Origin of the sequence: Sorangium sp. So ce693 (genome assembly GCF_051521375.1) — a bacterium.
Taxonomy (GTDB): Bacteria; Myxococcota_A; Polyangia; order Polyangiales; family Polyangiaceae; genus Sorangium; species Sorangium atrum.
Genome location: NZ_CP150347.1, coordinates 495,356 through 517,122, shown reverse-complemented (window position 1 = coordinate 517,122; position 21,767 = coordinate 495,356). Strand labels below are relative to the sequence as shown.

Here is a 21,767-nt window from a genome sequence, read left to right as displayed (position 1 = left end):
GCGGCCCGAGGCAGCCCCCCAGGTGATCCACTGGGGTCGCACGTGGCAGCCCGCGGCAGGCGAGCGTCGGAGTCGCGCGCCGCCCGTCAGCCCCTCAGGCGCGCCGGCCCAGCAGGAACGCCGCCAGCGCCTCCGCCTTGGGGACCAGCGTGCCCACCTCGACCAGCTCGTCCTTCGTGTGGAAGCCGCTCCCCCGCGGCCCCAGCCCGTCGATGGACGGGATCCCGATCTCGGCCGTCGAGCTGGCGTCGGATCCGCCGCCGAGGAGGGGCGCCTCGGCGTCGCCGAGCCCCGCCGCCCGCGCGCAGGCCGCGTACTCACGGTAGAGCGCCTCGCTCGCGTCGGTCCGCACGAGCGGCGACCGCGCGATCTCGCCGTCGACCTGCGCGGCGGTGCCGGGCACCTCGGCGGCCGCCTCGCGCGCCGCCGCGGCGAGCGCCGCCAGGATCGCCTCGCCGTCCGCGCGGCTCACGAAGCGGAAGTCGACCTGCGCCTCCGCCGCGTCGGGCACCGTGTTCCTGCCATGCCCTCCGCTCACCTTGCCGACGTTGACGGTCACCCCCCGCCCGTAGTCGGTGAGCTGCTGCGCCCTGTCGATGAAGCGCGCGAGCGCCCAGATGGCGTTCGCGCCCTGCCGGTGCGCGTTGCCGGCGTGCGCGGCCTTGCCCGTGGCCCTCACCGTCGCGCCCCCCGTGCCCTTGCGTGCGGTGATGATCCGGTCCCCCTCGCGCCCCGCCTCGAGCACGAGCGCGCACGCGGCGCCCGCGAGCTCGCGCTGCAGCAGCGGCCGCCCCTCGGGCGACCCGACCTCCTCGTCCGCCACGATCGCGAACCGCACCGGGATCGCCGGCAGCGCGCCGATCCGCTCGAGCGCCCTGAGCGCCTCGATCGCCACCACGAGCCCGCCCTTCATGTCGAGCACGCCGGGCCCGCGCGCGAGCTCCCCGTCCAGGCGGAAGCCCTCGAAGACCCCCGGGGGAAACACCGTGTCGAGGTGCCCGACGACGGCGACATGCCCCGCCGGAGACGCCTTGGCCGCCTCGCTCTCCGCCACCCAGTGCGCGGCGTAGCGCGCGCTCGCGAACCGCCGCACGCACAGGCCGGGGATCGTCGAGAGCTCGTTGGCAAGGACCTCGCCCACGGCGTCACCGCCGCGTGGATTGTCCGTGAACGAGTTGAGGTTCACCAGCCGCTCGAGGAGCGCGAGCATCGGCTCCGCGCGGCTGGACAGCGCCTGTCGGAGGGCCTGGATCACCGCGCAAGCATGCCACGGAAGCCGCGGAGGGCCGAGCGCCGCCCCGCGCGAGGTCGCCGGCGCCCGCTCGCGCTACCACCCACCCCGCGCGCGGCGTGGGCGCTCACCCACCCCCCGCCACTTCGCGTGCGGGCGCGGGCGCGGGCGACCTCTGCCCTGGCCGTTTCAGAAGTGGTACGTGTGCCCCTCATGAAATGTCCCAGAGCAGCGCGGAGGCACCCGTGACCACGGCGACAGGCCCGCTCGTCATCAAGCTCGGCGGTGAGGTCGTCGGCGGCCCTGCCCTCGCCATCCTCTCCAGCGACCTCGCGGCGCTCACCCGCGCGGGCACGCGCGCGATCGTCGTCCATGGCGGCGGCGCGCAGGCCACCCGGCTGCAGGAGCGCCTCGGCATCCCCGTCCGGCAGGTCGCCGGTCAGCGGGTCACCGACGCGGACACGCTCGACGTCATGAAGATGGTCGTCGCCGGCAAGCTCAACGTCGACCTGTGCGCCGCGCTCGTCGCCGCGGGCGCGAGGCCGGTCGGGCTCCACGGCGCGAGCGGGCCCGCCCTCTCGGCGGTCAAGCGGCCGCCGCAGGTGTACGCCAGCGCCGGGCCCGAGCCGGTGGACCTCGGCCTCGTCGGCGACATCACGGGCGTCGATCGCGGGCTGCTCGAGCTGCTCGGGAGCGGCGGCTACTTGCCCGTCCTCGCCTGCCTCGGGGCCGGCGCGGACGGGCAGGCGTACAACATCAACGCCGACACGGTCGCCAACCGGGTCGCCGTCGAGCTCGGCGCGGCGGGGCTCTTCCTCGTGAGCGACGTGCCGGGCGTGCTGCGCGACGTGTCCGATCCCGCCTCGCGCATCCCGAGCCTCACGGTCGCCGAGGGGCGCGCCCTCATCGCGAGCGGCGCCGTCACCCGCGGGATGATCCCGAAGCTCGAGGAGTCGTTCGCCGCGCTCGCCGAAGGGGTCCGCCGCATCCACATCCTGGGGCGGCTCAAGCCGGGCGATCTCGCGCGCGAGGCGAGCGAGCCGGGCTCGATCGGCACCGTGCTCATCCCCTGAGCCGCCGGCCCGACTCGCCCGAGCCGGCCTCGCGCCGTATGCTCCCCGCCTCACCGCCGTATGTTGCCCGCCTCATCGATGACGGATTCCGCCCGAGCAGCGCTCGCGTTCGTCGAGTCGCACCGCGAGCAGCTCGCCATCGGCGTGGGCGTGTGCCTCGTCAGCTTCCTCGCGGGCATGGCGCTCGCCGCTGTCGTGCTCGTCCGGCTGCCCGAGGACTACCTGGAGCGGGAGGAAGAGGCGCCCTTCCTGGAAGGGCGCCCGGCCTGGGTGCGCGTGGCGGCGCGCATCGGAAAGAACCTGCTCGGCGTGATGGCCGTCGCGCTCGGGATCCTGCTGTCGCTGCCCGGCGTCCCCGGTCCGGGCGTGCTGGTGATCGTGATCGGCGTGATGCTCCTCGACATCCCCGGCAAGCGGCGCCTGGAGCGGCGGCTGCTCGGGGCGCCGCAGGTGCGCGCCGTCGCCGACCGCGTGCGCGCCCGCTTCGGCCGCCCTCCGCTGCGCGTTCAGGCGGAGGCCCGCGGCTCTTCACCCGGCGCGCCCTGAGCGCCGCGGGCGCCCTGCGCGAGCGCCGCCGGCCCTCCCTTCGGGGCCCTGGCGCGCCGCCGGAGGTGCCACCCGAAGAGCACCGCCGCGAGCACGAGCGCGAGCCCCGACGAGATCCACTCACGCGGCGCGAGCAGGATGCAGCCGGACGCGAAGGCGCAGCTCGCGAGCGCGAGGCGCTCTTCAGCGTCGGGCGCTTCGGGCGCGTTGGGCGCTTCGGGCATCGGGCGCACGTCGCCCTCCTCGTTACCGTCCCGCGCCGCGCACATCAAGAGCGCCGTGCGGTCGCGATCCTGCCCACAGGGCGTGACGCGGCGCGCTCGCCCGTCGCGCCCCTGGTCGCCTCGTGCGGCGCCCGCGCGGTTGCGGTAGGTAGGGGATCGGAACGGCGAGCGCTCCGCTCGCGCAGCATCGATATCGATCTCGACGCCTTATGAACGCAAAAGACGATCGCGACGAGGGCGGGCCCGAGGGCGCGCTCCGGAACGAGGACCCCGGCGAGAGCCGCGAAGCAGGCCCGGAGGCCGCCGCCGCGAGAGGCTCCAGCGCGAGCGAGGGCGCGCGCGCGGACGACGGCGCGAGCAAGGCCGCGCGCGTGGACGACGGCGCGGCGCGCGAGGCGCGGCGCGAAGGGGTCGCCGAGGACGATGGCGCCGCGGAGGGCGAGCACGACGAGGAAGACGACGCGGCGCCGGAGCCGCCTCCCCGGCCGCGCGGGCCCTCGATGTGGGACATCCTCCGGGACAGCTTCTTCACGTTCGACCGGCGCACGCTCGGCTTCACGCGCATCCTGCTCGGCTTCTTCCTCCTCGGCGACCTGTTCCGCCGCAGCTGGGCGTGGTCCGACATGTTCGCGGACATCGGCGTCCTGCCGAACCACGTGAACCTCTGGCGCCCGCAGGGCGGCGGGAACTTCTCGATCGTCAACGCCTTCTCCACGCCGGGCGAGCTCTGGGTCCTCTGGGCCGTGATCTTCGCCACCTACGTCTGCCTGCTCATCGGCTGGAAGACGAAGCTCATGCAGGTCCTCTCGCTCGTGTTCGTCACGAGCATGAACGGGCGCGTCCTGCTCATCGAGAACGGCGGCTACGTCGTCCACAACCTGCTGCTGCTCTGGACGTGCTTCCTGCCGCTGGGCGATCGCTTCTCCGTCGACGCGCTCCTCGCGTCGCTGAAGCGGAGCCGCGAGCGGACCGCGGACGATCTGAACGACCGCTCCACGCTCGACGACCCCCGGAAGCCGGACGCCCACGTGACCGTCCTCGGGCCCGTCCTGCTGATCCAGCTCGCGGCGATCTACTTCTTCAACGTCGTGCACAAGACCGGCCCCGCCTGGAAGAACGGGACCGCTGTCCACTTCGTGCTCTACGTCGACCGGATGGTGACGCCGATCATCGCGGACGTCCGCGACTACGCGCCGAACTTCCTCATCCTGTTCATGACGAGGATGGTCATCTCGTTCGAGGCGGCCATCCCGGTGTGCCTGCTGTCGCCGCTCGGCAGGGTGTGGGCGCGGCGGCTCACGCTCGTGATGATGAACCTGCTCCACGTCGGGTTCGGCACGACGTTCGTGCTGGGCCCGTTCGCGTGGGCGCTCTGCGTGTTCTCCACGCTCCTCATCGGCCGCGAGGACTGGGAGATCGCCGCGCGCACGATGCGGCGCGTGCACCGGGCCCGCGTGGTGCTGTTCGACCCGAGGTCGCCGGGCGCCGTGCTCGCCTGCCGCTTGCTGAAGCGGATGGACCGCTTCGGGCTGCTCACCTTCGAGGCGTCGGACTCCGCGGCCCACGGGCTCGCGGCGCGGCGTCCGGGCGGCGAGGCGGTCGAGGGGGCCGCGGCGCTCGCCGACATCGTCTCGGCGATCCCGCTCGGCCCCGTCGTGGCGTGGGTGCTCCGCCTGCCGCTCGTGCGCGACGCGGCGACCGCGGCGATGGCTGCGGCGCACCGCCGCAGCCTGGGCCGGGCGCTCGGCGCGCGGATCCCGGAGCGCTCGGAGATCGCGCCCCCGCCGGCGCCGCTCCGGCTCGCCGGCCGGAAGGTGCTCGTGGCGCTGCGCGAGGTCGCCGTGCTCGTGATGTTCGTCGGCGCGATCAACCAGGCGGCGGTCGAGCTCTGGGTCATCAAGAACCGCTGGAAGGTGCCTCACCCCGAGCCGACGCGGGTCCTCGCGCAGAAGCTCCGGTTCCTCCAGGGCTGGTTCATGTTCTCGCCGAACCCCGTGATGGACGACGGGACGATCGTCGTGGACGCGGTCACGGTCGACGGCCGCCACATCAACCCCTTCACCGGCGAGCCGCCGAACTTCGACCTCCTGCACGCGAAGAGCTTCGGGTACACGCAGATCTGGTGCGACTACTTCGCCCGCATCAAGCTGCCGGCGAACACCTCGTACCGGGACGCGATGAAGGAGTACATGTACCGCTACCCGGACCGCACGGGCCGGCCCGAGGACGCGATCGTCTCCGGGGATGTGTACTGGGTGAAGGACTGGAACCCGAAGTGGGGCAGCACGGAGAGCTACGGGGAGGAGCGCGAGAAGCTCTTCTCCTTCCAGAACCCGAAGGCCCAGGCGCGCGCGCAGGCCGAGCCTCCGCCGGCGCCCGGCGCGCCCGCGGAGCCGCCGAGCCCTGCCAACTAGGGGAAAACGGGGGAACCACGGCAAGCAAGGGGACCTGGTGAGGCGCCCAGGGTCCCCCCGAACGACAGACCGGCGGTGGAGAGAAAACCGCCATCAATGCTTGACACCAGCGCCCCGGCGAGTAGAGTCCGCGCTCTCGAAAGCGAGGGCCTGTAGCTCAGTTGGGAGAGCGCTAGAATCGCACTCTAGAGGTCGCAGGTTCGATCCCTGTCAGGTCCACCCTCGAAATTGTTAGCTTATCCGGCTTCACCCGCGCCTCCGGCGCGCCCCTGGCCAGGGTCACAGCCAGGATTTTTCGCGACGCGGCCGCCGCGGCTGCTCTTCGGACCGCTGCTCGAGCTCAGTGCTCGGTCGTCTGTTGCTGTGGCGCGGCCTCGGCGCGCCCCCTGACGGCCTCGACGATCCCGGCGATGCCCGCGCTGCCTCCGAGCGCCGCGATGAGGGCGATCACGAGCGGAGCTCGGGCGACCTGGCGAGCCTTGGGCGGCGCCTTCCGCTCCGCCGGCGCGTCGAGCCGCGCCAGCGAAGCCTGCATCTCGGACACGGCGCCGATCAGGCCGGTGCCCTCATGGCCCGGCGATGGCGCTCGACCGAGCATCTCCTTGATCTCGGAGAGGTCGGCCTGCACGGCCCGCACCCCCTCCACGGCCGAGGCCGCGAGCTCGAGCGCGCGCAGCTCGGCGTCGCTCGCGCTGGCGACGCGGGGAGCGGCGCGGCGCTGGTCGCTGGGCGCATCCCGGCCGGCTCGCCGCGACGCGGGAGACATGTACTCCTCGTCCATACGCAGATCTCCTTATGCGGTTGCCCACCGCGCGCGCGCCCGCGCCTCGATGGCCTTGCATTCATCCTCGCTCGGCAGGCCGGCGACGACGATGACGCTCGCCACCTCGCCGTCGAGCCCGAATCCGGACTCGCTGTCCGCGCCCACGCCGAGGCCCGTCAGCGGGTTGTTGCTGAGGCTCACGGTGGAGGCGACCCCATCGACCCGGATCTGCGATGAGGCCCCGTTGACGATGATCCCGTAGCAACGCGCGACGGTCGCATCCACGGTGACCGCGCGCTGCACCGTGCCGTCGTTCACGGCCATGGTGGTGCTCGAGGCCGAGTAGAACAGCATTCCGCTGGACGCCGACGTCTTGCCCAAGAGCGCGCGGACCGACGCCTGAGAGGTGTACTTCCCGACGACGAAGATCGCGTACGGCGCCGGGATGTTGATCCCGGTGAGCCTCATGAAGTCGACGGGCACGTACGACAGGCACGGCTTGCCGTTGATCCCGTTCAACTTGAACGGGGGAAACTGGTTGGTCGAGCCGACGAGGTGCCGGCCGTTGCCGCTCAGATCGGGCACCTGGCCGACGTGGACGTCGGCCAGGTAGACCGCATTGTTCGGGTAGGTGCCCGAGCTGAAGTTCACCGTGATCCCGAGCGGCGCGATGGACACCGTCGGCGTCAGCGGCACGTCCTGCTGCACCCAGGAGCGGCCGCCGTTGTAGAACGACCAGCGGCCCTTCGCAGCCGGCGACGCGCTGCCGCCGGCGCCGGCCGTCTTCACCTCGAACCTGAAGTGGCCGGCCATCACCGCCGTTCCGCTCAGCGTCACCGTGGGCGGGCTCGACCCCTGCGGCGTCACGGCCGACATCGGGCCGCCGGTCATGCCTGGGCCGGGCTCCCACCACGCGAAGAGGTTCGCGACCTGCATGGGGGACCAGGGGTACTCGTCCCCAGGCCCGAGGATGAGGCTCGCCTTGCGCTCCTGGCCCGCGTCGTTCGGGTGTACCTGGTCGGTCGTGTAGTTGTTCGCCTCGGCGACGCTCCACAGGGCGGCGCCGTCGAGGAACGAGCACCACGGCGAACGCGCGGCGGCGAGCGTGCGCATGCCCGCGCGAACGGTGTCAAGCGCCGTCTCCTCGGTGCCAGCGGTTTCGTGCGAGAACGCGAGGAATTTGACCTGGACGTCGGTGTCGGCCTGGTGGATCGCGTCCGCGGCATTCCCGGCCTGCGTCAGGAAGTCCGTGGCGTTGAACAGGGCCGCCTTGATGTCGTTGCGCCCCATCCCGAAGATGACCTGCGTCGGGTCCTCGCGGACGAGCTTGCGCGCGATCGGGAGACAGGCCGCGACGGACAGCGTCGCACCCGTCTTGGAGAACAGCGTATCGCCGCCGACCGCAGCGCAGATGACCCGGTGGCCAGCGGCGCGCAGCAGATGGACGATCGAGTCGCGACCGGGCGACGACGAGTAGAAGCCGGCGAGTTTGCTATCGCCGAAGAGCACGATCGTCTCGCCGCTCGCACTCGGGCGCTCGGGGAGCACCTCGACGCGCGAGTACCGCGGGACGTACACGGCGCGGATGAAGGAGCCGCGCGGCTCGGTCACGGGCGCCGGCAGCCCGGACACAGCCTGTGGGCCGGCGCAGATGGTGACGGCCTGCATCCCCGTCGACGGGGGCATCTTCACGATGCAGTGGGCGATCCCGCCGATGTTCGTGTCGAGCGGAGGGTCGAGCGGGACGCCGTTCACGAAGACGCTGGGCCGAGCGCGATCGGCGAGGTAGTCGCCGGCGTTGTCGAGCACCTCGACGGCGAGCCGGTCACCGCTGAAGAGCAGGTCGACGTGCGAGAACGGGCTCTGAGCCGCATACCGCGGGTTGGCGTAGCCGCTCTCGAGGTTGTCGTTGAGGATCTCGTGGCAAACGTCGATCCGAACGAAGTTCGACCAGAAGCCGTTAGTGGTCACCGTGGGCCGGACGCGCAGCCAGCCCACCGCGAACCGCGCCTGTCCCGAGACGTTGCACGCGACCCGCACGCGGTATTCGACGCCAGGCGTGACCGGGATCGGCACCGTCTTGACGTCCGTCGGCGTGCTGCTCGGCGTGACCGCGGTCGAGTGGAGCAGCGTGATCCCCGTCGCGTCGTAGATCTGGAGCTCGAACGCCGGCGACGACGCGACGTCGTCGGGGAGCTGCACGTCGTCGAGCTCGATCCGCAACTCGGTCCACTCGTCCGGGACGGTGAACACCTGCTCGAGGTACCCGCCAGCGGGGCAGTAGCCGTCGTAGTTCACGACGACGAGTCGCCGCGGGCCGGTGGAGCCCGCTTTCGCGTAGATGCCTCGGACCCGCGGAGCGAGCATCGGCGCGGTGACGCGCCACTTCTGCTGGTCGAGCCGCCCGTCGACGATAGAGTTCACGGTGGCCAGCCTCTCAACGGCGGCGCCGGCGGCGATCGCACCCTCGATGTAGACCTTCGATGACGGATTCTGCATTACGACTCTCCTACGCGAGCAACAGACCGAGCTTTTCGCCCCACGGGGTCCGGGTGGTTCACGCTGACGTCAGGCGGCGGCCGGTCGACAGACGACCACGAGCGTGCCCGCCGGCACCACCACGCCAGAATCGTGCTTGTTAATCCTGAACGAGAGGGCTTCCCTCGGTCCGAACGGAGCCCCGCTCGTGAGGTCGGTGAGCTCGACAGAAACGAACCCGCCCCAGCTGCCCGTGGCGTACGTCCCTGAGGGGATCGTGCGACCCAACGCCGCAGTACGGACACTCACCCCCTCATCGAGGTCACGCACCCCCAGCTCGAGCTCCGCGTAGTTGGTCGCGTGCGCGGGCAGCAAGCCGGCCGGGATGAAGTGCGCCCCCACCAGCGTTGCGTTGCTCGTACCAAACGGCCCCGAGATCACGATCTCCCGGGTGGCGTCACTGTCCAACGCGTCGTCGGCCGTCTTGTGGTAGTAGAACAGCATGTCGCCAGGGGCCACCGTCACCGTGGTCCGGTTGTTCGCCGGATCGTCCGTGGCCGTGACGCCCTTGCCGGTGAAATTGATTGCGGGGCGCTCGGGCATCTCCACACCAGCCGCGTGGATGCGCCGAACGCCGAAGAGCAACGTGTCAATCCAGTTGAGAACCTTACCCATATACCCTCACGGTTTGTGCTTCAGATGTACGACTCGCAGAGAGAAAGAGTGGTAGAGCGTGATCTCGCCAACCCCTCCGTTCTTCGTCTTGCCTTGGAGCTTGATGCGGTAGGTGCCACTCTGCGCGGCAACCAGGCGCGTCGAGATTGAGAACGGGAAACGCGAGTTCCGGAGCTCGCTAAAGCTGCTCGCGCCCGCGGGCACCACCACCGACGCGTTCGGTGCCACGGCGACGATCCGTACGAAGGACTGGTCGTCGACCCCATCGGCGACGAACTCCAGCCCCGAAGAACAATCGATCAAGAGCACGTCGGTCGGGGCCACGCTGGGGACGTCTACATAGAACACATTGCTACCGGCTGGCAGCCAATCGGCGTACGTGCTCGTCGGAGCCAGCGCCGCTATCGAGTCCCCGTCGTCGTCGTAGGCGACATGATAGGTCACTCGCACGTGCCGATTTCCCAGGTACCTCGTGCGATCGAACAGCGCCTCTAGCGGGACGTCGACGCTCCCCGCATCACGGCCAGACCCGTCGTTGACGAGCTCGGCCAACTCCGGAAACGTGTCATTGCCTCCATACTGCGCCACGGCTCACACCTCCACGTAGCGCGCGTCCTCGCGCCTCGACTTCACTCGTCCCCCGCTCCCGTCGTCCTTGCTCCAGTAGCCCCAGCGGCCGTCGGGCATTCCGGGCGCGCCCGGCGCGGCGAGGGGGTCGAAGCTCGTCGGCTCGTACGCCACGATCATGCACACACAGCGCGTGTGCGCGCCTTTCCACTGCTGGATGAGACGCTTGAGCGTCTCGACGGTACCGGTCTCGACGTCGAGCCCGAACGCCTCCCCGGCCCCCCACCTCTGGCCGTCGCTCGCCCCCCACTCCCCCGCATCGGCGAAGTGCGGCGGATAGACGACCATCCAGAAGTCCGACCAGTTGCCCGCGTTGCCAGGGTGCGTGAGCGAGTCCCAGTCCCAGTTGTTCGGGGCGGCCTGGTGCCAGCTCAGCTCTCCCGAGGGGTCGAGCGTCCACCAGAGGCCCGTGCGCGTCACGAGCCGCACGCGCGGCGCGCCGGGGTAGAGGAACGTCTGGAGCGCGAGCGCGAGCGTGTACGCGTTGCCAGCAGTCCTCCAGTACTCCAGCCAGCGCACGAGCTCCGCGGCGTACGCCGCCTCGGTCTGCTGCGGGCCCCGGAAGATGCGCCGGTCGCGGCCGATGTACGGGAGCGCCGTCGGGGTTCCCACGCCGGGGAACCGCGACTGGATGCCCTGCATGAGGACCTCGGCGCCGGCGTCGAGGACCGAGGCGATCCCGTAGAGGTACCGGAACGCTACGCTGCGCCCAGGCCGGTCGGAGAGCCAGGGCGGCACGTAGCGTCGCAAGCTCTCGCGGAAGCTCAGGTGGGCCATGCCGCCTCCCGTTGACGCCCCCCGCGAGCGGCGTAGCCTGACCGGCCATGCGCGCAGTCGTGGGGGTGCTGGCGAGCCTGCTCGCGGGATGCGGCGTGCCCTTCGAGGCCGCTCCTGCACCGGCGGCGGTGTGCTTCCACGGGCAGCTCGTCGACTGCGCCTGCCCCGACGGGGCCACCGGGGGCGTGCGAGCGTGCCTTGAGGACCGGAGCGGCTACGGAGCCTGCATCGGCTGTCTGGGCACGACGAGCAGCTCCTCGAGCGCCAGCTCCAGCGGCGGCGCGGGTGGTCAGGGCGGCGAAGGCGGCGACGCCGCGACGACGGCGAGCAGCTCCTCGACGAGCAGCACGTCGGCCGGCGGCGAGGGCGGTCAGGGCGGCGGCCCCGCGCCGGAGTGCCGTTCTTTTTTGGACTGCCCCGGCCCGGACGGTCCGTGCGGCTGGCGGGCCTGCCACGACGGCGTGTGCCGCCTTGAGGGGATCGCCCCTGAGGGCACGCTGCTGGAGGAGCAGACGCCCGGGGACTGCCTCGTGCAACGCTGCGACGGCCGCGGGGGCAAGCAGGCGATGCCCGCGCCCGCCGACATCGCCGACGACGGCGATGACTGCACAGCCGACGCGTGCGGCCCCGCTGGTCCCACCCACGAGCTGGCCGCGGAAGGCACGCCGTGCTCGGGCGGACTCTGCGAGAACGGTGCGTGCGTCGAGTACCCCGTACGCTGCTCGACGCCTCGTGGCATCTACGTGGACTGCGACCCTCCGAGCAGGGACTACGACGTCAGTTGGAGGCAGCCCGACGGTAACTTTGCCGACTGTTTCTGGCCCGGTTCGGGGCACTGCGCTCCGGGGCTGAGGTGCTGGGTGCACTTCAAAGACGGAGGGACTAACGAAGGGCTTTGTCTGTGATGCCATCATGACACCTGCTCCACGTCGATCGCGAACTCATCAGCAGCCACGGGCACCTCGCCCTCTGCGAGGGAGACGTCTCCGGCGGGGAGCGTGGGGTCGAACTTGATAACGAACTTCGACACCCGCTCCACAACGCCAATGAGGGCGTTTCGGTGGATGTGCCCCGGCGCCGACGTCAGCACGTAGCCTCCGATCGGGGCCTCTGACAGGTACGCATCCAGTTCGGTCTTGAACATGGCCTTCCACGCCGCGTCCGACAGGTTCGCGGCGGCCTGCACCCACGCCGTGCCGCTGACGGTGATGGTCACGGTGGTGGCGCTCGCGACGGTGCAGCTCACGCCCTTCGGGACCACGCGCTTCATGATGGTCGCCGCGACGGCGCCGAGGTCCGTGGACGGGTCGCCCGCGATCCCGGTGACGGCGCCGGTCGAGCTCGCCACGTAGACCTGCACGTGTCCGACCGAGCTCGCCGGGCTCACCCACACGCGCGTGACGTCGACGATCGTGCCGTCCGCCCGACGAGCACGCTTCGCCCAGTACTCATAAGCCGCCTGCGGGCCGTTCGGGCTCAGGGCTCCTAGTGAGTCCCTGCAGGCCTGGCGCAGCGCGGGGTCCGACTCCTCATCTCGCCCGGCGAGCGCCGCAGCGTTCGAGCAGGTGACACCCAGCATCGCGGTCACGAGCGCCGTGATCTGCCCGGCCGACGAGCTCCCGTCTCTTCCAGCCACGACCGCGCGGATGTCGATCGTGAGCGTCTGCCCTGCGCCGAGCGTGAACGCAGAGACGTTCGTGTAGTGCGCGTCCGTGGACGGGTTGCGGCAGACGAACTCGCCTGGCTCGAACTCGTAGACGCCTCCGCCGGAGTTCACGAGCGTGACCTGTCCGGTCGCGAACGTGGCCCCGATGCGTTCGACCCCGTAGACGTAGTAGGCGAGGAGCGTCAGCCAGATCCCCTCGGCCAGGTCGAGGTAGTTGGCCCGGATCGCGAGCGCGATCACCTCGGTGAAGCCGGCGAAGATGGCCGAGATGACGATGATGATCGTCCTCGCTACGCCACCTTCCTTCCAGGAGGTCACGGGTAGCCCCGTGGCCGTGAGGAGTCGATAGATCGAGTCCCGGACATCGTCTCGGGAAAGAGGCTTGATGAGCTGGTCAATCGGGAGCATCAGCGCACCCCTGCGAAGGCGGCCGCGGCCGCCGTTACGTTCATCGTCAGCTCGAAGGGCCCCGCCGCCGTGCGGCACCGGATCACGAGCTCGAGGGTCGCGCTGTCGAGCATGCGCGCGCGCGTCTCGACGTCCTCGAAGCGCTCGTCCTTCGTCAGCTCGCCGCGCACGAGCCCGGGCACGGCTGCGAGCTCGGCGGGCGTCATCCCGCGCGACAGCAGCGAGCGGAGGTCGAAGCCGTAGTCCGGCGCGTCGAGCACCCCGCCGCGCGGCGTGGTGAGGCGCCTGTAGGCCGCCTGCGCGAGCGCCAGCGTGGGCCCCGCCATGCGCAGGTCGTCGCGGAGGTCGTCGGCGCAGTCGAGGTCGGCTCCGAAGCCGTCCACCGTGGCCGCCGGCGCGCCGGGCCCGCCGAACGAGGCGGCTACCGACGCCAGGATGTCCTCGAGGAGGCTCATGACGTCGTGAACACCCCCTGCATCGCCGCCCAGGCGCTGCTGCTCGTGGTCACCAGGACGAGGGCGTGCGCCGCCGTCGTGGCCGGGCCGAGGGCCGCGGCGAGCTCGCCGCCGAGGGCGCTCTGCGCGCCCGCGAAGGCCAGCAGGCGAACGCCGCCCACCGCGAGCTGCGCCTCGAGCGCAGCCCCGATCGCGGCCTGTGCCTGGACCGTCGCGAACATCCCCTCGAGCTGGGAGATGATCGCGGCCGCGGCCGCGGCCTGCTCGGCGAGGCTCGGCGGTTCGATCCCGAGCGCGATCGAGGCCTGGAGGTTGCTCACGATCGACTGCGCGATCTCGAGCTGCGCGGCGAGGGAGAGCGCCGCGGTGGGGCTGAACGACGCCAGCGCGGAGAGCTGCGCGGACACGTTGGGCGCCGCGATGTCGCACGCGACGTCGATCGCGGCCGCGGCGCCGGCGGCGGCGGGGACCACCGCCCCCAGGGTCAGCGAGCCGAGGTCGGTGATCATTCCGACCTCACCTTCGCCGACGAGGTGGTGATGCTCCCCATCGTCTGGCCGGGGGACCAGACGACCATGCCGGTCGCCGGCGAGCCGCCGATCGTGCCCGTGAACGTCGCCGGCGGGAGAAGGGTCGTCACGCTGTCGGCGTTGCGGGCGACGCCCCGCACGGCAGTCCTGCCGAGGAGCAGCGCCTGCGCAGCGTCGAGGGTGAGCGACACCGGGACGAACGTCTCGCCGCCATCGCGCGAGAAGCCGGTGATGATGGGGAGCTTCGGGTCGCCCTCGATGAACTCGACGAGCACGATCGCGCTCGGGGTGAGCTCGGCGAACAAGCCGGCCATGCCAGCCACGATCGGGATCGGCGGAATGTCGGGCAGCCCGGCGCGCTTGTTCACGGCCTGGAGGACGACGAGGTCCTCCTGCATCGCGATCACGCGATACCGGTACCGGCCGAGGAAGTCGTATTTGGGCAGGAGCTCTCGCACGATCGTTGCGAGGGTCCGCAGCAGCTGATCGCCGGTCACGCAGCGAGCTCCTCTCCGACCGCGCTCGCGCGGAGCGCGGCCTTGCTCATCTCGACGCGGAGCTCCCGGACCAGGAGGGGCCGCTCGAGGCGGCCGCGCAGCACCGAACCGACCACCACGGCCGTGGGGTCGTCGAGCGCGAGCTCGGCCACCTTCTCGCGCTCGTCGAAGTCGAGCAGCTGGTAGGCCTGCTCGGGCGTCTCCACGCGCGGACGCGCGCCGGCGCGGGTGACGCCCTGGTAGTCCACCCACCAAGGCGTCGCGCCGAGGAGCTGCTCGAGCACACGCGAGGCCGGCGCAGCCTGCCGGATGAAGTAGCTCGAGCCGAGTTTCCCCGGGAGCGTCGTCGGGTCGAACGTCTCGCCGACGTCCGCGGCGAGGCTGGTGACCGCGCTCCGGAGCGTGACCCCCTGGGTATTGTGCATCTGGCGCGCGGTGCACCTCGTCAGCCAGCCGCCGGCGCCCGCCACGACGCGCACGCGCCGCCGGTCCTGGAACGCTCCGGAGCGCGCCGGCGCCACCACGCCGCGGAGCTCGAGCCCACCCAGCGTGACGACGGCAGAGCCCGCGACCGTCACGGCCTGGTCGAGCTGGACGTCCACGAACCAGAGGCCGGCGTACGGCACGCGGAGACTCGCCGTGAGGACGCGCTGGCCGTTGATCGTCGCGAAGAGAGCCATTCGTCAGCCTCCCAGCGCCCGGCTAAACACCGTTCCGAGATCGTCCGTCGGATTCTGGAACTGGTCTTTCAGGTACAGAATCGACTTGTCGTAGCGGTCCTCGGCGGTGGGCTCCTTCAGCGTCGCGGTGCTCCCCTCCGGTTTCGAGAGCATCGGCACGGGCGCCCGGAACTGGATGAACTTGATCTCACACACCCACATCCCGGTTTCGTCCTCGGGCGCGAGCTGCGAGCGGTCCTCGACGACGACAGAGCGGATCTGGAGGTCGTCGAGCGCGGGATGGTAGATGTCGAGCGCCTTGGGTCGCACGCCGCGCGGGGGCTTCGTCAGCAGCTGCGCCCAGCTGTCCCACTCATCGAAGTGCGCCTCTTCGAAGAGCCGGATCCGCACCGTGAACTTCGCGAGGTTGTCGCCCGTGTAGACGACGAACGCGCCGGAGAGGCCGTAGCCCTTCCGGATGTCCCAGTCCCGCGGCGAGCCGGCGCCGACGACCTCTGCGAGGCCCGGGTTGCGACGGCTGGCGAGCACGATGGTGCTCCACGGACCGGAGTCGCGCAGCGGGTTGATCATGCCGGCTCCGGGTCGAGAGGGATGCCGCCCGTGGTCGCCGCGTTCTCGAGGGCGTCCACCAGGCGCGCGAGGAACGTGCGGCTCGCGAGCTCGTCGGCGTCCTTCACGCCGTTGACCGTGAGGTTGTACGTGTTCCCGCCGCCGCGCCCCAAAGCGCCCCCGGCCCGGCCGCCGGCCGGCGCGCTCCCGAGGCCGTCGACGGCCGCGGCCGCGAGTCCACGCGACGCGACCTCGACGCCCGCGGTGCTCTCCTCGATGCCGATCGCGGGGCCCTGGCCGAACCAGCGACCGAACTTCGTGGTGAGCTTCGACGGGCTGGCGATCTGCCAGATGCTCTTCAGCGTGGTGACCGCGGCGCTGCCGAGCCCCCGGACGGCGGACACCACGCGCGAGATGCCGGCCTGGAGGCCGTTCACCAGGCCGTCCACGAGCTGCGTGCCGAGCGCGCCGAAGTCGATGCCGGCGATCGCGTCGTGCGCAGCGTGGACCGCGAGGTAGAGCCCATACACCGCCGCGCCGGCCACGAGGAACGGCAAGGACAGCATCAAGACGGCTAAGCCGAGGGCGACGAACGGCGCGATGAGCGGGGTGGCCAGGATGGCGACCGTGGCCGCGAGCGCGCCGATCGTGCCGATGAGGAGCGCGACCGCCAGGATGCCGGCGTAGACCCCCACCTTCACCCAGTCGATCTTCGACTTGGTCCCCCCGCCGAACGCCTCGTCCCACGCCCGCTTGAGCCGCTGCAGCGTGATCGCCACGAGAAGGGCGGCGATCACCATCCCCTTGAAGAAGCCCTGCACGAACGGCGAGGCCGAGCGCACCGCCTCGAACAGCGGGTTAAGCAGCGTCTCCGCCAAGAGCTTGAGCTGCTGGCCGGTGACGGTGTTCTGATCGAACAGGCGCAGCACACCGCGCAGCCCCTCGAGCAGCGGCTCGATCTTCACGTCCTTGAACAGCGCCGCGAGGTTCTCCTTCGCCCGCTGCACCTGCGTGCCGAAGCTCAGCATCTGGGCGGCGGCGAGCTTCCCGAACTTCGCCTGCACCGCGGCGTCGAGCGCCGCGAGGCCGTCGGCCACCTTCACGCGGCCGTTCTGGATCGCGGTCACGGCGGCTCGCATCGAGACGCCGGTGCGCTTCGCGAGCTCGGCGGCGACGTCCCGAAGCTTGAGGCCGGTCCCGTCGAGCGAGAACGCGTTGAGCACGAACACGCGCGTGCGCGCGGCCTCGGTGGCGATGCCCTGCAGGACGCTGCCAGCCGCCTGCCCCATGACCGCGGTGGTCGTCGCCGCTGCGCTGAATGCCGCCTCCAGCGCGCGCCCCTGGAGCCGCGTGCGCCCGAGCGAGAGCGCCAGCTCGTTGAGCTGCGACCGCGCGAGGTTCACCCGCTCGGCGAGGAGCTCGACCTGAACGCCCAGCCGCTGATCTGCGCCGGCGCCGGCGCTCACAGCGTCGAACAGGAGCCGCGCGTCCCGCGCCGCGTTCGCCGCCTGGAACGCGTAGGCCGCGAGCGCGATCGTCGCGGCGCCGGCGCCGGCCACCACCGCGATAAGAGCCGCCGCGAGGAGCAGGGCCGCGCCGGCGGCGCCGGCCTTGCCGATGAGGCTCTTGAGCTGGCTGAAGCGACCCGCGAGCCCCCCTATGGGCCCCCCGGCCCCCTGCGCGGCCCCAAGCACGTCGTCGAGCCCGGCGGATGCAGCCTTCGCCCCCGTCGCGACCGGACCGAAGCTGCCGCCCAGTTTGACGTAGGCCTCTTGAGCAGCGGTGAGTGAGGCGCGCTTCGCCGCGAGCTGGTCACGAAGCTGCTTGAAGACGGCGGTGTTCTTGCTGCCCCCGACCTCGAGACGCTTGATGGCCGCGCTCAGCTCGTTGATCGCCCCCTGGTCCGCCTTGATCTTGTCGCGCAGGCTGGAGAGCGCCTGCCCGAGATCCTTGGCCTTCTCGGCACCGGTGGCGTCGAGGGCGATCGCAAACCTGGCTTCTTGATCCGCTCCGGCCATCTCTCACCCACCGCGCGCCTTCAGCGCTGCCTCGATGCGGCGGAACTCCCGTAGGAGCACCACCGCGCCTGCCTGACCCCGGATGAACTCCGCTTCGTTCCGTGCGCGCTCCTGGAACAGGCAACGCACGAGCTCGGCGCTGAGCCCGTCGTCCCCCCGCGCCCGCTCCACGAGCTCTGCTATTTTCCCCCGAGCTCCTTCCCTCCGAGGCCCGCGAGCTTCAGCACGGCGTTCGCCGTGGAGACGACGACGACCGGACGATCAGCGATGATCTCGTCGTACCGGTCGAGCGACGGATAGACGACGCAGGGCCGGGCGAGCTCGCGGCACGCCTGGACCTTGGGGTTCTCGCCGTGCTGATCCATCCACTTCCGCGCCTTGATGCCGTCCGCAGCCCGCACGATCACGAGCCCCTCGATCGTCTGGAGGGCCTCGATCTTCTTGCCGAGAGGGCCGTACTGGGCTTCCGCCGCTGCGAGGGCCTCTTCCTCCTTGCGACGCCTGCGGACGTCCTCGATCTGCTCCCTCAGCACCGCGGCCTCGCGGTCGCGCTCGCGCTTCGCCTCAGCCTCGACGAGGGCCGCGCGCTCCGTCTCGAGCTCCTTCTCGAGCGCGAGGATCGCCGGGTCCTTCGCCGGAGCCGCCGCGGCCAGCTCGGCTCGTGTCTCAGCACCTCCAAAGTGATCCATGCTCAGTACCTTCCTTGCCTGTTGTCGAACAGGGTCATTCCCTGGATGTTGGGAGTCGACAGCTTCGCGTACATGACCGTGATCGGGAACTCGTCCACGAGGGGATCGGCGCCGTTCGCGAGGCTCGACTTTCGCCCGCTGATGCGGCAGTCGAAGAGCTCCTCGGTGATCGCGATGTCCTGCTCCTCGTATTGCAGCGTGAAGTGGAACGTCACGGACCCATAGCTCTTCCCGTCAGAGCTCTTGCGCGCGAGAGCTTCGATGAGGGCGAGCGCGGTGGCCTTATAGACCTTGATGCTGCTGCCCTCGACGCTGTACTTGCCGCGCGTCACGCCGCGAGGAACACCCGCGCGATCCATGCCCCAGGCGAAGGCGCGCTCGAGCTTCTCCTCGTAGTCGATGCCGGTGAAGCCGTAGAACTCGTCGTTGTCGATCTTGGCCAGGGCCGAAAACCAGCCGACCTCGTAGCCGTTGCGCCTGAAGACGTCCTTGCCGATGGCCATGTGTCACCCCGTCACGTTCGCGGGGGCGTTGGCGCTCGCGACGAGCGCGACCTTGCCCCTCAACTTCTTGAGGTAGGCCAGCGGGATCACCCTGACCTGCCAGCCGATCGCCCCCGTTCGCAGCACGTCATCCGTGCGCGAGAGCGTGAAGACGACCGCCGTCGCCTTGCGGTTCCCGACGAGGGCGGAGCCGAGCCGCGCGGTGATCTGCCCCTCGATGGCGAGCGCCAGGTTCGGATCGATGCGGCCGCTGCCGTCGGTCCGCACCAGCACGCCGCGGTTCAGGATCGGCTCGAGCTCGGTGCGCGCGACCGTGCAGGCGACATCGACGATCCGGCCGTACTGGAGGTACAGGAAGTCGCTGCCCACCGGTGCGAACAGGCGCGGGTTGTTCACAAACACGCCGGCGCGGCCTTCCCAGCTGCGCAGGGTGAGGAAGCGCTGATCGTCGAGGCCGGGATTGATGCGCTCGTCGTGCTCGTCCGGGTTGCCGTTGCCGTCCGCGATCGCCACGCCCGGCAGCGGCCCATAGGCGAGCTCCGCGAGGTCGATCTCTTCGGAGACGGAGGCCGCGAGCGCCCCGACGGCGAGCGCCGGCGAGCGCCGGTAGCGGCGGCGCGAGATCGACGAGTCGATCTTGGCGCCGCCCGCGCACAGCGCCACGCGCCGGCTCGCGGAAGCGCCGAATGCCGTGATCATCGCGGAGAGGTAGGTGGCCTCGTTCTCGCCCGGGTTCGGCTTCCGGGCATGCGCCACGGCGCGCCGCTCGCGGCCAGCGGAGTGCATCGCCTCGAGACCGGCGTCGAGGGTGGAGAGCTTCGTCGCGTCCAGGTCGCCGTACACCAGCAGCGACGTCCAGCGCGCTTGCGTCAGGCGGAGCGACGTGAGGCCCGTGCCGAGCTCCCCGGCGCTGAACCCGGGCGCCGTCGTCGGATAGCTCAGCTGGTCGTTCGCGATGATGGTGCCCGCCCCGAAATCGACGGCGCCTCCGCCAGGCACGGTGAGCTTCGTGGCCGTGCCAAGCGCGTACACCGGATCGGTGGAGTTGAGCCCAGTCCGGCCGCCGTCGTACGACCGCCAGTACGTGATCCCCGTGGTGCCGATCGTGCCTCCGGTCTTGAACCGGATCACCACCTCGTATTCGTCGATCGGCTCCGCGGTGGCATCGAGCGTCGGGTCGCTGGTGCCGGTGATGCCGTCGGTCAGCGTGCCGTACGCACCGGCCACGCTCGAGTCTGTGAGAACCGGCAGGACGGTGAGGCCGAAGCGCTCGATCGCATACGCGCAGGCCTCGACGAGAGGCCCGCTGACGTACGTGTCAACGAGCGCCTGCGTCTGCGTGACCGGCGCCGACACGCCGAGCGGACCGCTGGACGCAGTCGCCACGACGGCCAGCACAGCGTCCTGCGGAGCTCGGATGTCGAGCTGGTTGTCCAAGACTTCGATGTCGACACTCGGCGTCATCTCAACACCCTTGCTCCTCGCCGTTCGGCGTCACCAGGAACGTTTGCCCTTGCCCCTGAATCGGGGCTTCCCTCCTCGGGCGCGGCGTCGCCACGACGGGCTGGCGGTTCTCGAGCAGAAAGACGACCTCCTCGCCGAACCGGCGCTCCGTCGTGCCGAGGAGGCGCGGAGCGCTTGGTCTGTAGAAGCCTGCCGCGTAGCTGTGGATCGCCTCGAGGACGAAGTCGTGCAGCTCGACGAGCGACTCCCAGTTGGCGACCTCGTCGTTCGGCGCCGCCGGGTCGTACGCCCACACGTAGACGCGACCGACGAACGTCCAGTCCCAGAGCGGGCGCGGGTTGCGCCCGGGCTTCACCGGGGCTTCGTAGCCGCCGATGGATCCGCCGTCGTCGCCGGGGGCGAACACCACGCGGTTGGCGCGGTTGGGTCCCTGGTTGATCTGCTTGCCGATCTCGCGCCGACCGAACACGACCTCGGCGGGCACCTCGGCAACCGCGAGGTGATCTCTCACGTGGCGGTACAGGCCCGTGAAGCTCATTTGCCCCCGCCCTTCACCCGCTGCCGAAAGGGCGGGACGAAGCCCAAGCGGATGGCGTTGCCCAGCTTGGCCGGCAGCGTGCCGGTAGGGATCACGCGCCGCGGCTCCTTGCCCTGTGCGCCGAAGTGGTGGAACACCTCGGGCCCGCGGAGGAGAATCAGAATCACGGTCCCGACCGCCCGCACCGAGATCGCTTTCGCGGCGTTGACCATGGCGCGGCCGCCGTCCTTCTTTCGCAGCGCCCAGGCCGTGCCATCGGGCGCCTGCCCCGCACTCGCCGTGCGGTGGAGCTCCTCGCCGACCTTCTGCGCCGCGATCGGGGCGGCGAGCTCGGGCAGCCGCGCGAACTCCTGGACGGCCGAGATCATGCGCTCGAGCGCCGCGTAGTCACCGCCGGAAGCCATAGCGACCTCCTCTCAGCGACAGCGCGTCGACCTGCCGGTATTGCCAGGAGTACGGATCGGGCTCGGCGTACGAGAGCGGCGTGCCTTTCGACACCGCGGACGCCCCGACGCCGTCGGTCACCAGGACGAGCTCGTAGCGGCCGCTCTCCGCGTCCGACGTCTCCTTGATGTCCTCGTCGGCCCAGTCGCGCTGCGCGGAGATGTACGCGTCCTGCTCGCTGCTCGGGTTGAACCCGCGGCGGAGATAGGCGTCCAGCGTGACGAACGCGGTCAGCCACGCATAGACGATCTCGGGCGGCGCGCCCGTGGTCCTCGACCGCAGCGGGACCACGTACCGCTTGACGAGCCTGGAGTCGATGCGCGAGCTGTGCTCCTCGAGCTTCGCGGAGAGGAAGCCCGGATAGCGCGTCTCCAGCTCGTCGATGTCCTCCCCGGGCATGATGCTCCGGGTGCGGAACTCTGGGACGGTGAGATACGTCATCTGGACCCTCTGACCCCGAAGCCCCGCCAGGCAGTGCCGGGCGGGGCGGGACGCGCCCGCGGGCGGGCGCTCGACTC

General features: G+C 70.9%; 25 protein-coding genes and 1 tRNA gene. 5 read left to right on the top strand and 21 right to left on the bottom strand.

The genetic code is table 11. The annotated features are described in order from the left end of the window. Positions 1-94 precede the first annotated feature (94 nt). Positions 95-1,255 carry a M20/M25/M40 family metallo-hydrolase gene (locus WMF14_RS02095; RefSeq protein ID WP_437798518.1) on the bottom strand — a complete coding sequence of 387 codons (1,161 nt, stop codon included), beginning with the start codon at positions 1,253-1,255 and terminating at the stop codon, positions 95-97. A gap of 194 nt (positions 1,256-1,449) precedes the next feature. Between WMF14_RS02095 and argB the strand changes: the two genes are divergently transcribed. Both argB and WMF14_RS02085 read left to right on the top strand, forming a co-directional pair. Beyond that, positions 1,450-2,304 (top strand): acetylglutamate kinase, encoded by an 855-nt coding sequence (gene argB, locus WMF14_RS02090; RefSeq protein WP_272097455.1) that lies wholly within the window; start codon positions 1,450-1,452, stop codon positions 2,302-2,304. A 78-nt stretch (positions 2,305-2,382) separates the two neighbouring features. After that, positions 2,383-2,850 (top strand): hypothetical protein, encoded by a 468-nt coding sequence (locus tag WMF14_RS02085; protein WP_437798517.1) that lies wholly within the window; start codon positions 2,383-2,385, stop codon positions 2,848-2,850. Here the strand turns inward: WMF14_RS02085 and WMF14_RS02080 are convergent. Continuing rightward, positions 2,811-3,083, bottom strand: a complete 273-nt coding sequence (locus WMF14_RS02080) for a hypothetical protein (RefSeq protein WP_437798516.1) — start codon at positions 3,081-3,083, stop codon at positions 2,811-2,813. The genes WMF14_RS02085 and WMF14_RS02080 overlap by 40 nt on opposite strands. A 200-nt stretch (positions 3,084-3,283) precedes the next feature. Here WMF14_RS02080 and WMF14_RS02075 point away from each other — a divergent pair, with 200 nt between their 5' ends. Together WMF14_RS02075 and WMF14_RS02070 are read left to right on the top strand one after the other, a co-directional pair. Beyond that, the gene (locus WMF14_RS02075) at positions 3,284-5,488 is read left to right on the top strand and encodes a hypothetical protein (protein WP_437798515.1); all 2,205 of its coding nucleotides are present in this window, start codon (positions 3,284-3,286) and stop codon (positions 5,486-5,488) included. 146 nt (positions 5,489-5,634) lie between these two features. After that, positions 5,635-5,707: transfer RNA gene (locus tag WMF14_RS02070), tRNA-Ala, on the top strand. 121 nt (positions 5,708-5,828) lie between these two features. On the opposite strand, the gene WMF14_RS02065 is transcribed toward WMF14_RS02070, so the two are convergent. The 5 genes from WMF14_RS02065 to WMF14_RS02045 all read right to left on the bottom strand — a co-directional run bounded on the left by WMF14_RS02065 (position 5,829) and on the right by WMF14_RS02045 (position 10,808). Next, positions 5,829-6,269, bottom strand: a complete 441-nt coding sequence (locus WMF14_RS02065; protein WP_437798514.1) for a hypothetical protein — start codon at positions 6,267-6,269, stop codon at positions 5,829-5,831. A 12-nt stretch (positions 6,270-6,281) separates the two neighbouring features. Continuing rightward, positions 6,282-8,750 carry an SGNH/GDSL hydrolase family protein gene (locus tag WMF14_RS02060; protein WP_437798513.1) on the bottom strand — a complete coding sequence of 823 codons (2,469 nt, stop codon included), beginning with the start codon at positions 8,748-8,750 and terminating at the stop codon, positions 6,282-6,284. 69 nt (positions 8,751-8,819) lie between these two features. Further along, complete coding sequence (locus WMF14_RS02055) at positions 8,820-9,404, bottom strand: hypothetical protein (protein WP_437798512.1); 585 nt, start codon at positions 9,402-9,404, stop codon at positions 8,820-8,822. Between the two features lie 6 nt (positions 9,405-9,410). Further along, positions 9,411-9,992: a hypothetical protein gene (locus WMF14_RS02050; protein ID WP_437798511.1), complete on the bottom strand. Its 582-nt coding sequence runs from the start codon at positions 9,990-9,992 to the stop codon at positions 9,411-9,413. 3 nt (positions 9,993-9,995) lie between these two features. Then, positions 9,996-10,808, bottom strand: coding sequence for a hypothetical protein (locus WMF14_RS02045; protein ID WP_437798510.1), 813 nt, complete (start codon positions 10,806-10,808; stop codon positions 9,996-9,998). Positions 10,809-10,855: 47 nt separating this feature from the next. Between WMF14_RS02045 and WMF14_RS02040 the strand changes: the two genes are divergently transcribed. Further along, positions 10,856-11,713, top strand: coding sequence for a hypothetical protein (locus WMF14_RS02040; protein WP_437798509.1), 858 nt, complete (start codon positions 10,856-10,858; stop codon positions 11,711-11,713). A gap of 5 nt (positions 11,714-11,718) precedes the next feature. On the opposite strand, the gene WMF14_RS02035 is transcribed toward WMF14_RS02040, so the two are convergent. From WMF14_RS02035 to WMF14_RS01970, 14 genes are read right to left on the bottom strand one after another with little or no spacing between them, the layout of a single operon-like run. Further along, positions 11,719-12,882: a baseplate J/gp47 family protein gene (locus tag WMF14_RS02035; RefSeq protein WP_437798508.1), complete on the bottom strand. Its 1,164-nt coding sequence runs from the start codon at positions 12,880-12,882 to the stop codon at positions 11,719-11,721. Beyond that, the gene (locus tag WMF14_RS02030; RefSeq protein WP_437798507.1) at positions 12,882-13,337 is read right to left on the bottom strand and encodes a hypothetical protein; all 456 of its coding nucleotides are present in this window, start codon (positions 13,335-13,337) and stop codon (positions 12,882-12,884) included. The genes WMF14_RS02035 and WMF14_RS02030 overlap by 1 nt, the downstream gene beginning before the upstream one ends. Then, positions 13,334-13,846: a hypothetical protein gene (locus WMF14_RS02025; protein WP_437798506.1), complete on the bottom strand. Its 513-nt coding sequence runs from the start codon at positions 13,844-13,846 to the stop codon at positions 13,334-13,336. The genes WMF14_RS02030 and WMF14_RS02025 overlap by 4 nt, the downstream gene beginning before the upstream one ends. Beyond that, on the bottom strand, positions 13,843-14,364 hold the full coding sequence (locus WMF14_RS02020; protein ID WP_437798505.1) for a hypothetical protein: 522 nt from the start codon (positions 14,362-14,364) through the stop codon (positions 13,843-13,845). The genes WMF14_RS02025 and WMF14_RS02020 overlap by 4 nt, the downstream gene beginning before the upstream one ends. After that, on the bottom strand, positions 14,361-15,044 hold the full coding sequence (locus WMF14_RS02015) for a hypothetical protein (protein ID WP_437798504.1): 684 nt from the start codon (positions 15,042-15,044) through the stop codon (positions 14,361-14,363). The genes WMF14_RS02020 and WMF14_RS02015 overlap by 4 nt, the downstream gene beginning before the upstream one ends. 3 nt (positions 15,045-15,047) lie before the next feature. After that, a complete protein-coding gene (locus WMF14_RS02010; RefSeq protein WP_437798503.1) occupies positions 15,048-15,614 on the bottom strand; it encodes a hypothetical protein in 567 nt (188 codons plus the stop codon). Further along, complete coding sequence (locus tag WMF14_RS02005) at positions 15,611-17,611, bottom strand: hypothetical protein (protein ID WP_437798502.1); 2,001 nt, start codon at positions 17,609-17,611, stop codon at positions 15,611-15,613. The genes WMF14_RS02010 and WMF14_RS02005 overlap by 4 nt, the downstream gene beginning before the upstream one ends. Positions 17,612-17,614: 3 nt before the next feature. Continuing rightward, positions 17,615-17,782: a hypothetical protein gene (locus WMF14_RS02000; RefSeq protein WP_437279348.1), complete on the bottom strand. Its 168-nt coding sequence runs from the start codon at positions 17,780-17,782 to the stop codon at positions 17,615-17,617. Positions 17,783-17,790: 8 nt separating this feature from the next. Beyond that, positions 17,791-18,300 carry a hypothetical protein gene (locus tag WMF14_RS01995; protein ID WP_437798501.1) on the bottom strand — a complete coding sequence of 170 codons (510 nt, stop codon included), beginning with the start codon at positions 18,298-18,300 and terminating at the stop codon, positions 17,791-17,793. Positions 18,301-18,302: 2 nt separating this feature from the next. Continuing rightward, the gene (locus WMF14_RS01990; protein WP_437798500.1) at positions 18,303-18,803 is read right to left on the bottom strand and encodes a hypothetical protein; all 501 of its coding nucleotides are present in this window, start codon (positions 18,801-18,803) and stop codon (positions 18,303-18,305) included. Positions 18,804-18,806: 3 nt separating this feature from the next. Further along, complete coding sequence (locus tag WMF14_RS01985; RefSeq protein WP_437798499.1) at positions 18,807-20,267, bottom strand: DUF2586 family protein; 1,461 nt, start codon at positions 20,265-20,267, stop codon at positions 18,807-18,809. A gap of 1 nt (position 20,268) precedes the next feature. Then, positions 20,269-20,805, bottom strand: coding sequence for a hypothetical protein (locus WMF14_RS01980; RefSeq protein ID WP_437798498.1), 537 nt, complete (start codon positions 20,803-20,805; stop codon positions 20,269-20,271). Beyond that, positions 20,802-21,209, bottom strand: a complete 408-nt coding sequence (locus tag WMF14_RS01975; protein ID WP_437798497.1) for a hypothetical protein — start codon at positions 21,207-21,209, stop codon at positions 20,802-20,804. The genes WMF14_RS01980 and WMF14_RS01975 overlap by 4 nt, the downstream gene beginning before the upstream one ends. Next, complete coding sequence (locus WMF14_RS01970; protein ID WP_437798496.1) at positions 21,193-21,690, bottom strand: hypothetical protein; 498 nt, start codon at positions 21,688-21,690, stop codon at positions 21,193-21,195. The genes WMF14_RS01975 and WMF14_RS01970 overlap by 17 nt, the downstream gene beginning before the upstream one ends. Between the last annotated feature and the right edge of the window lie 77 nt (positions 21,691-21,767).

Bases quoted from the DNA above. Each gene is read 5' to 3' on its own strand.
- WMF14_RS02055 (WP_437798512.1), bottom strand. From the start codon at position 9,404: ATGGGTAAGGTTCTCAACTGGATTGACACGTTGCTCTTCGGCGTTCGG.
- WMF14_RS02035 (WP_437798508.1), bottom strand. From the start codon at position 12,882: ATGCTCCCGATTGACCAGCTCATCAAGCCTCTTTCCCGAGACGATGTC.
- WMF14_RS01995 (WP_437798501.1), bottom strand. From the start codon at position 18,300: ATGGATCACTTTGGAGGTGCTGAGACACGAGCCGAGCTGGCCGCGGCG.
- WMF14_RS02010 (WP_437798503.1), bottom strand. From the start codon at position 15,614: ATGATCAACCCGCTGCGCGACTCCGGTCCGTGGAGCACCATCGTGCTC.
- WMF14_RS01985 (WP_437798499.1), bottom strand. From the start codon at position 20,267: ATGACGCCGAGTGTCGACATCGAAGTCTTGGACAACCAGCTCGACATC.
- WMF14_RS02075 (WP_437798515.1), top strand. From the start codon at position 3,284: ATGAACGCAAAAGACGATCGCGACGAGGGCGGGCCCGAGGGCGCGCTC.
- WMF14_RS02025 (WP_437798506.1), bottom strand. From the start codon at position 13,846: ATGATCACCGACCTCGGCTCGCTGACCCTGGGGGCGGTGGTCCCCGCC.
- WMF14_RS02065 (WP_437798514.1), bottom strand. From the start codon at position 6,269: ATGGACGAGGAGTACATGTCTCCCGCGTCGCGGCGAGCCGGCCGGGAT.
- WMF14_RS01975 (WP_437798497.1), bottom strand. From the start codon at position 21,209: ATGGCTTCCGGCGGTGACTACGCGGCGCTCGAGCGCATGATCTCGGCC.
- WMF14_RS01970 (WP_437798496.1), bottom strand. From the start codon at position 21,690: ATGACGTATCTCACCGTCCCAGAGTTCCGCACCCGGAGCATCATGCCC.
- WMF14_RS02085 (WP_437798517.1), top strand. From the start codon at position 2,383: ATGACGGATTCCGCCCGAGCAGCGCTCGCGTTCGTCGAGTCGCACCGC.
- WMF14_RS02030 (WP_437798507.1), bottom strand. From the start codon at position 13,337: ATGAGCCTCCTCGAGGACATCCTGGCGTCGGTAGCCGCCTCGTTCGGC.
- WMF14_RS02005 (WP_437798502.1), bottom strand. From the start codon at position 17,611: ATGGCCGGAGCGGATCAAGAAGCCAGGTTTGCGATCGCCCTCGACGCC.
- WMF14_RS01990 (WP_437798500.1), bottom strand. From the start codon at position 18,803: ATGGCCATCGGCAAGGACGTCTTCAGGCGCAACGGCTACGAGGTCGGC.
- WMF14_RS02040 (WP_437798509.1), top strand. From the start codon at position 10,856: ATGCGCGCAGTCGTGGGGGTGCTGGCGAGCCTGCTCGCGGGATGCGGC.
- WMF14_RS01980 (WP_437798498.1), bottom strand. From the start codon at position 20,805: ATGAGCTTCACGGGCCTGTACCGCCACGTGAGAGATCACCTCGCGGTT.
- WMF14_RS02015 (WP_437798504.1), bottom strand. From the start codon at position 15,044: ATGGCTCTCTTCGCGACGATCAACGGCCAGCGCGTCCTCACGGCGAGT.
- WMF14_RS02045 (WP_437798510.1), bottom strand. From the start codon at position 10,808: ATGGCCCACCTGAGCTTCCGCGAGAGCTTGCGACGCTACGTGCCGCCC.
- argB (WP_272097455.1), top strand. From the start codon at position 1,450: ATGTCCCAGAGCAGCGCGGAGGCACCCGTGACCACGGCGACAGGCCCG.
- WMF14_RS02060 (WP_437798513.1), bottom strand. From the start codon at position 8,750: ATGCAGAATCCGTCATCGAAGGTCTACATCGAGGGTGCGATCGCCGCC.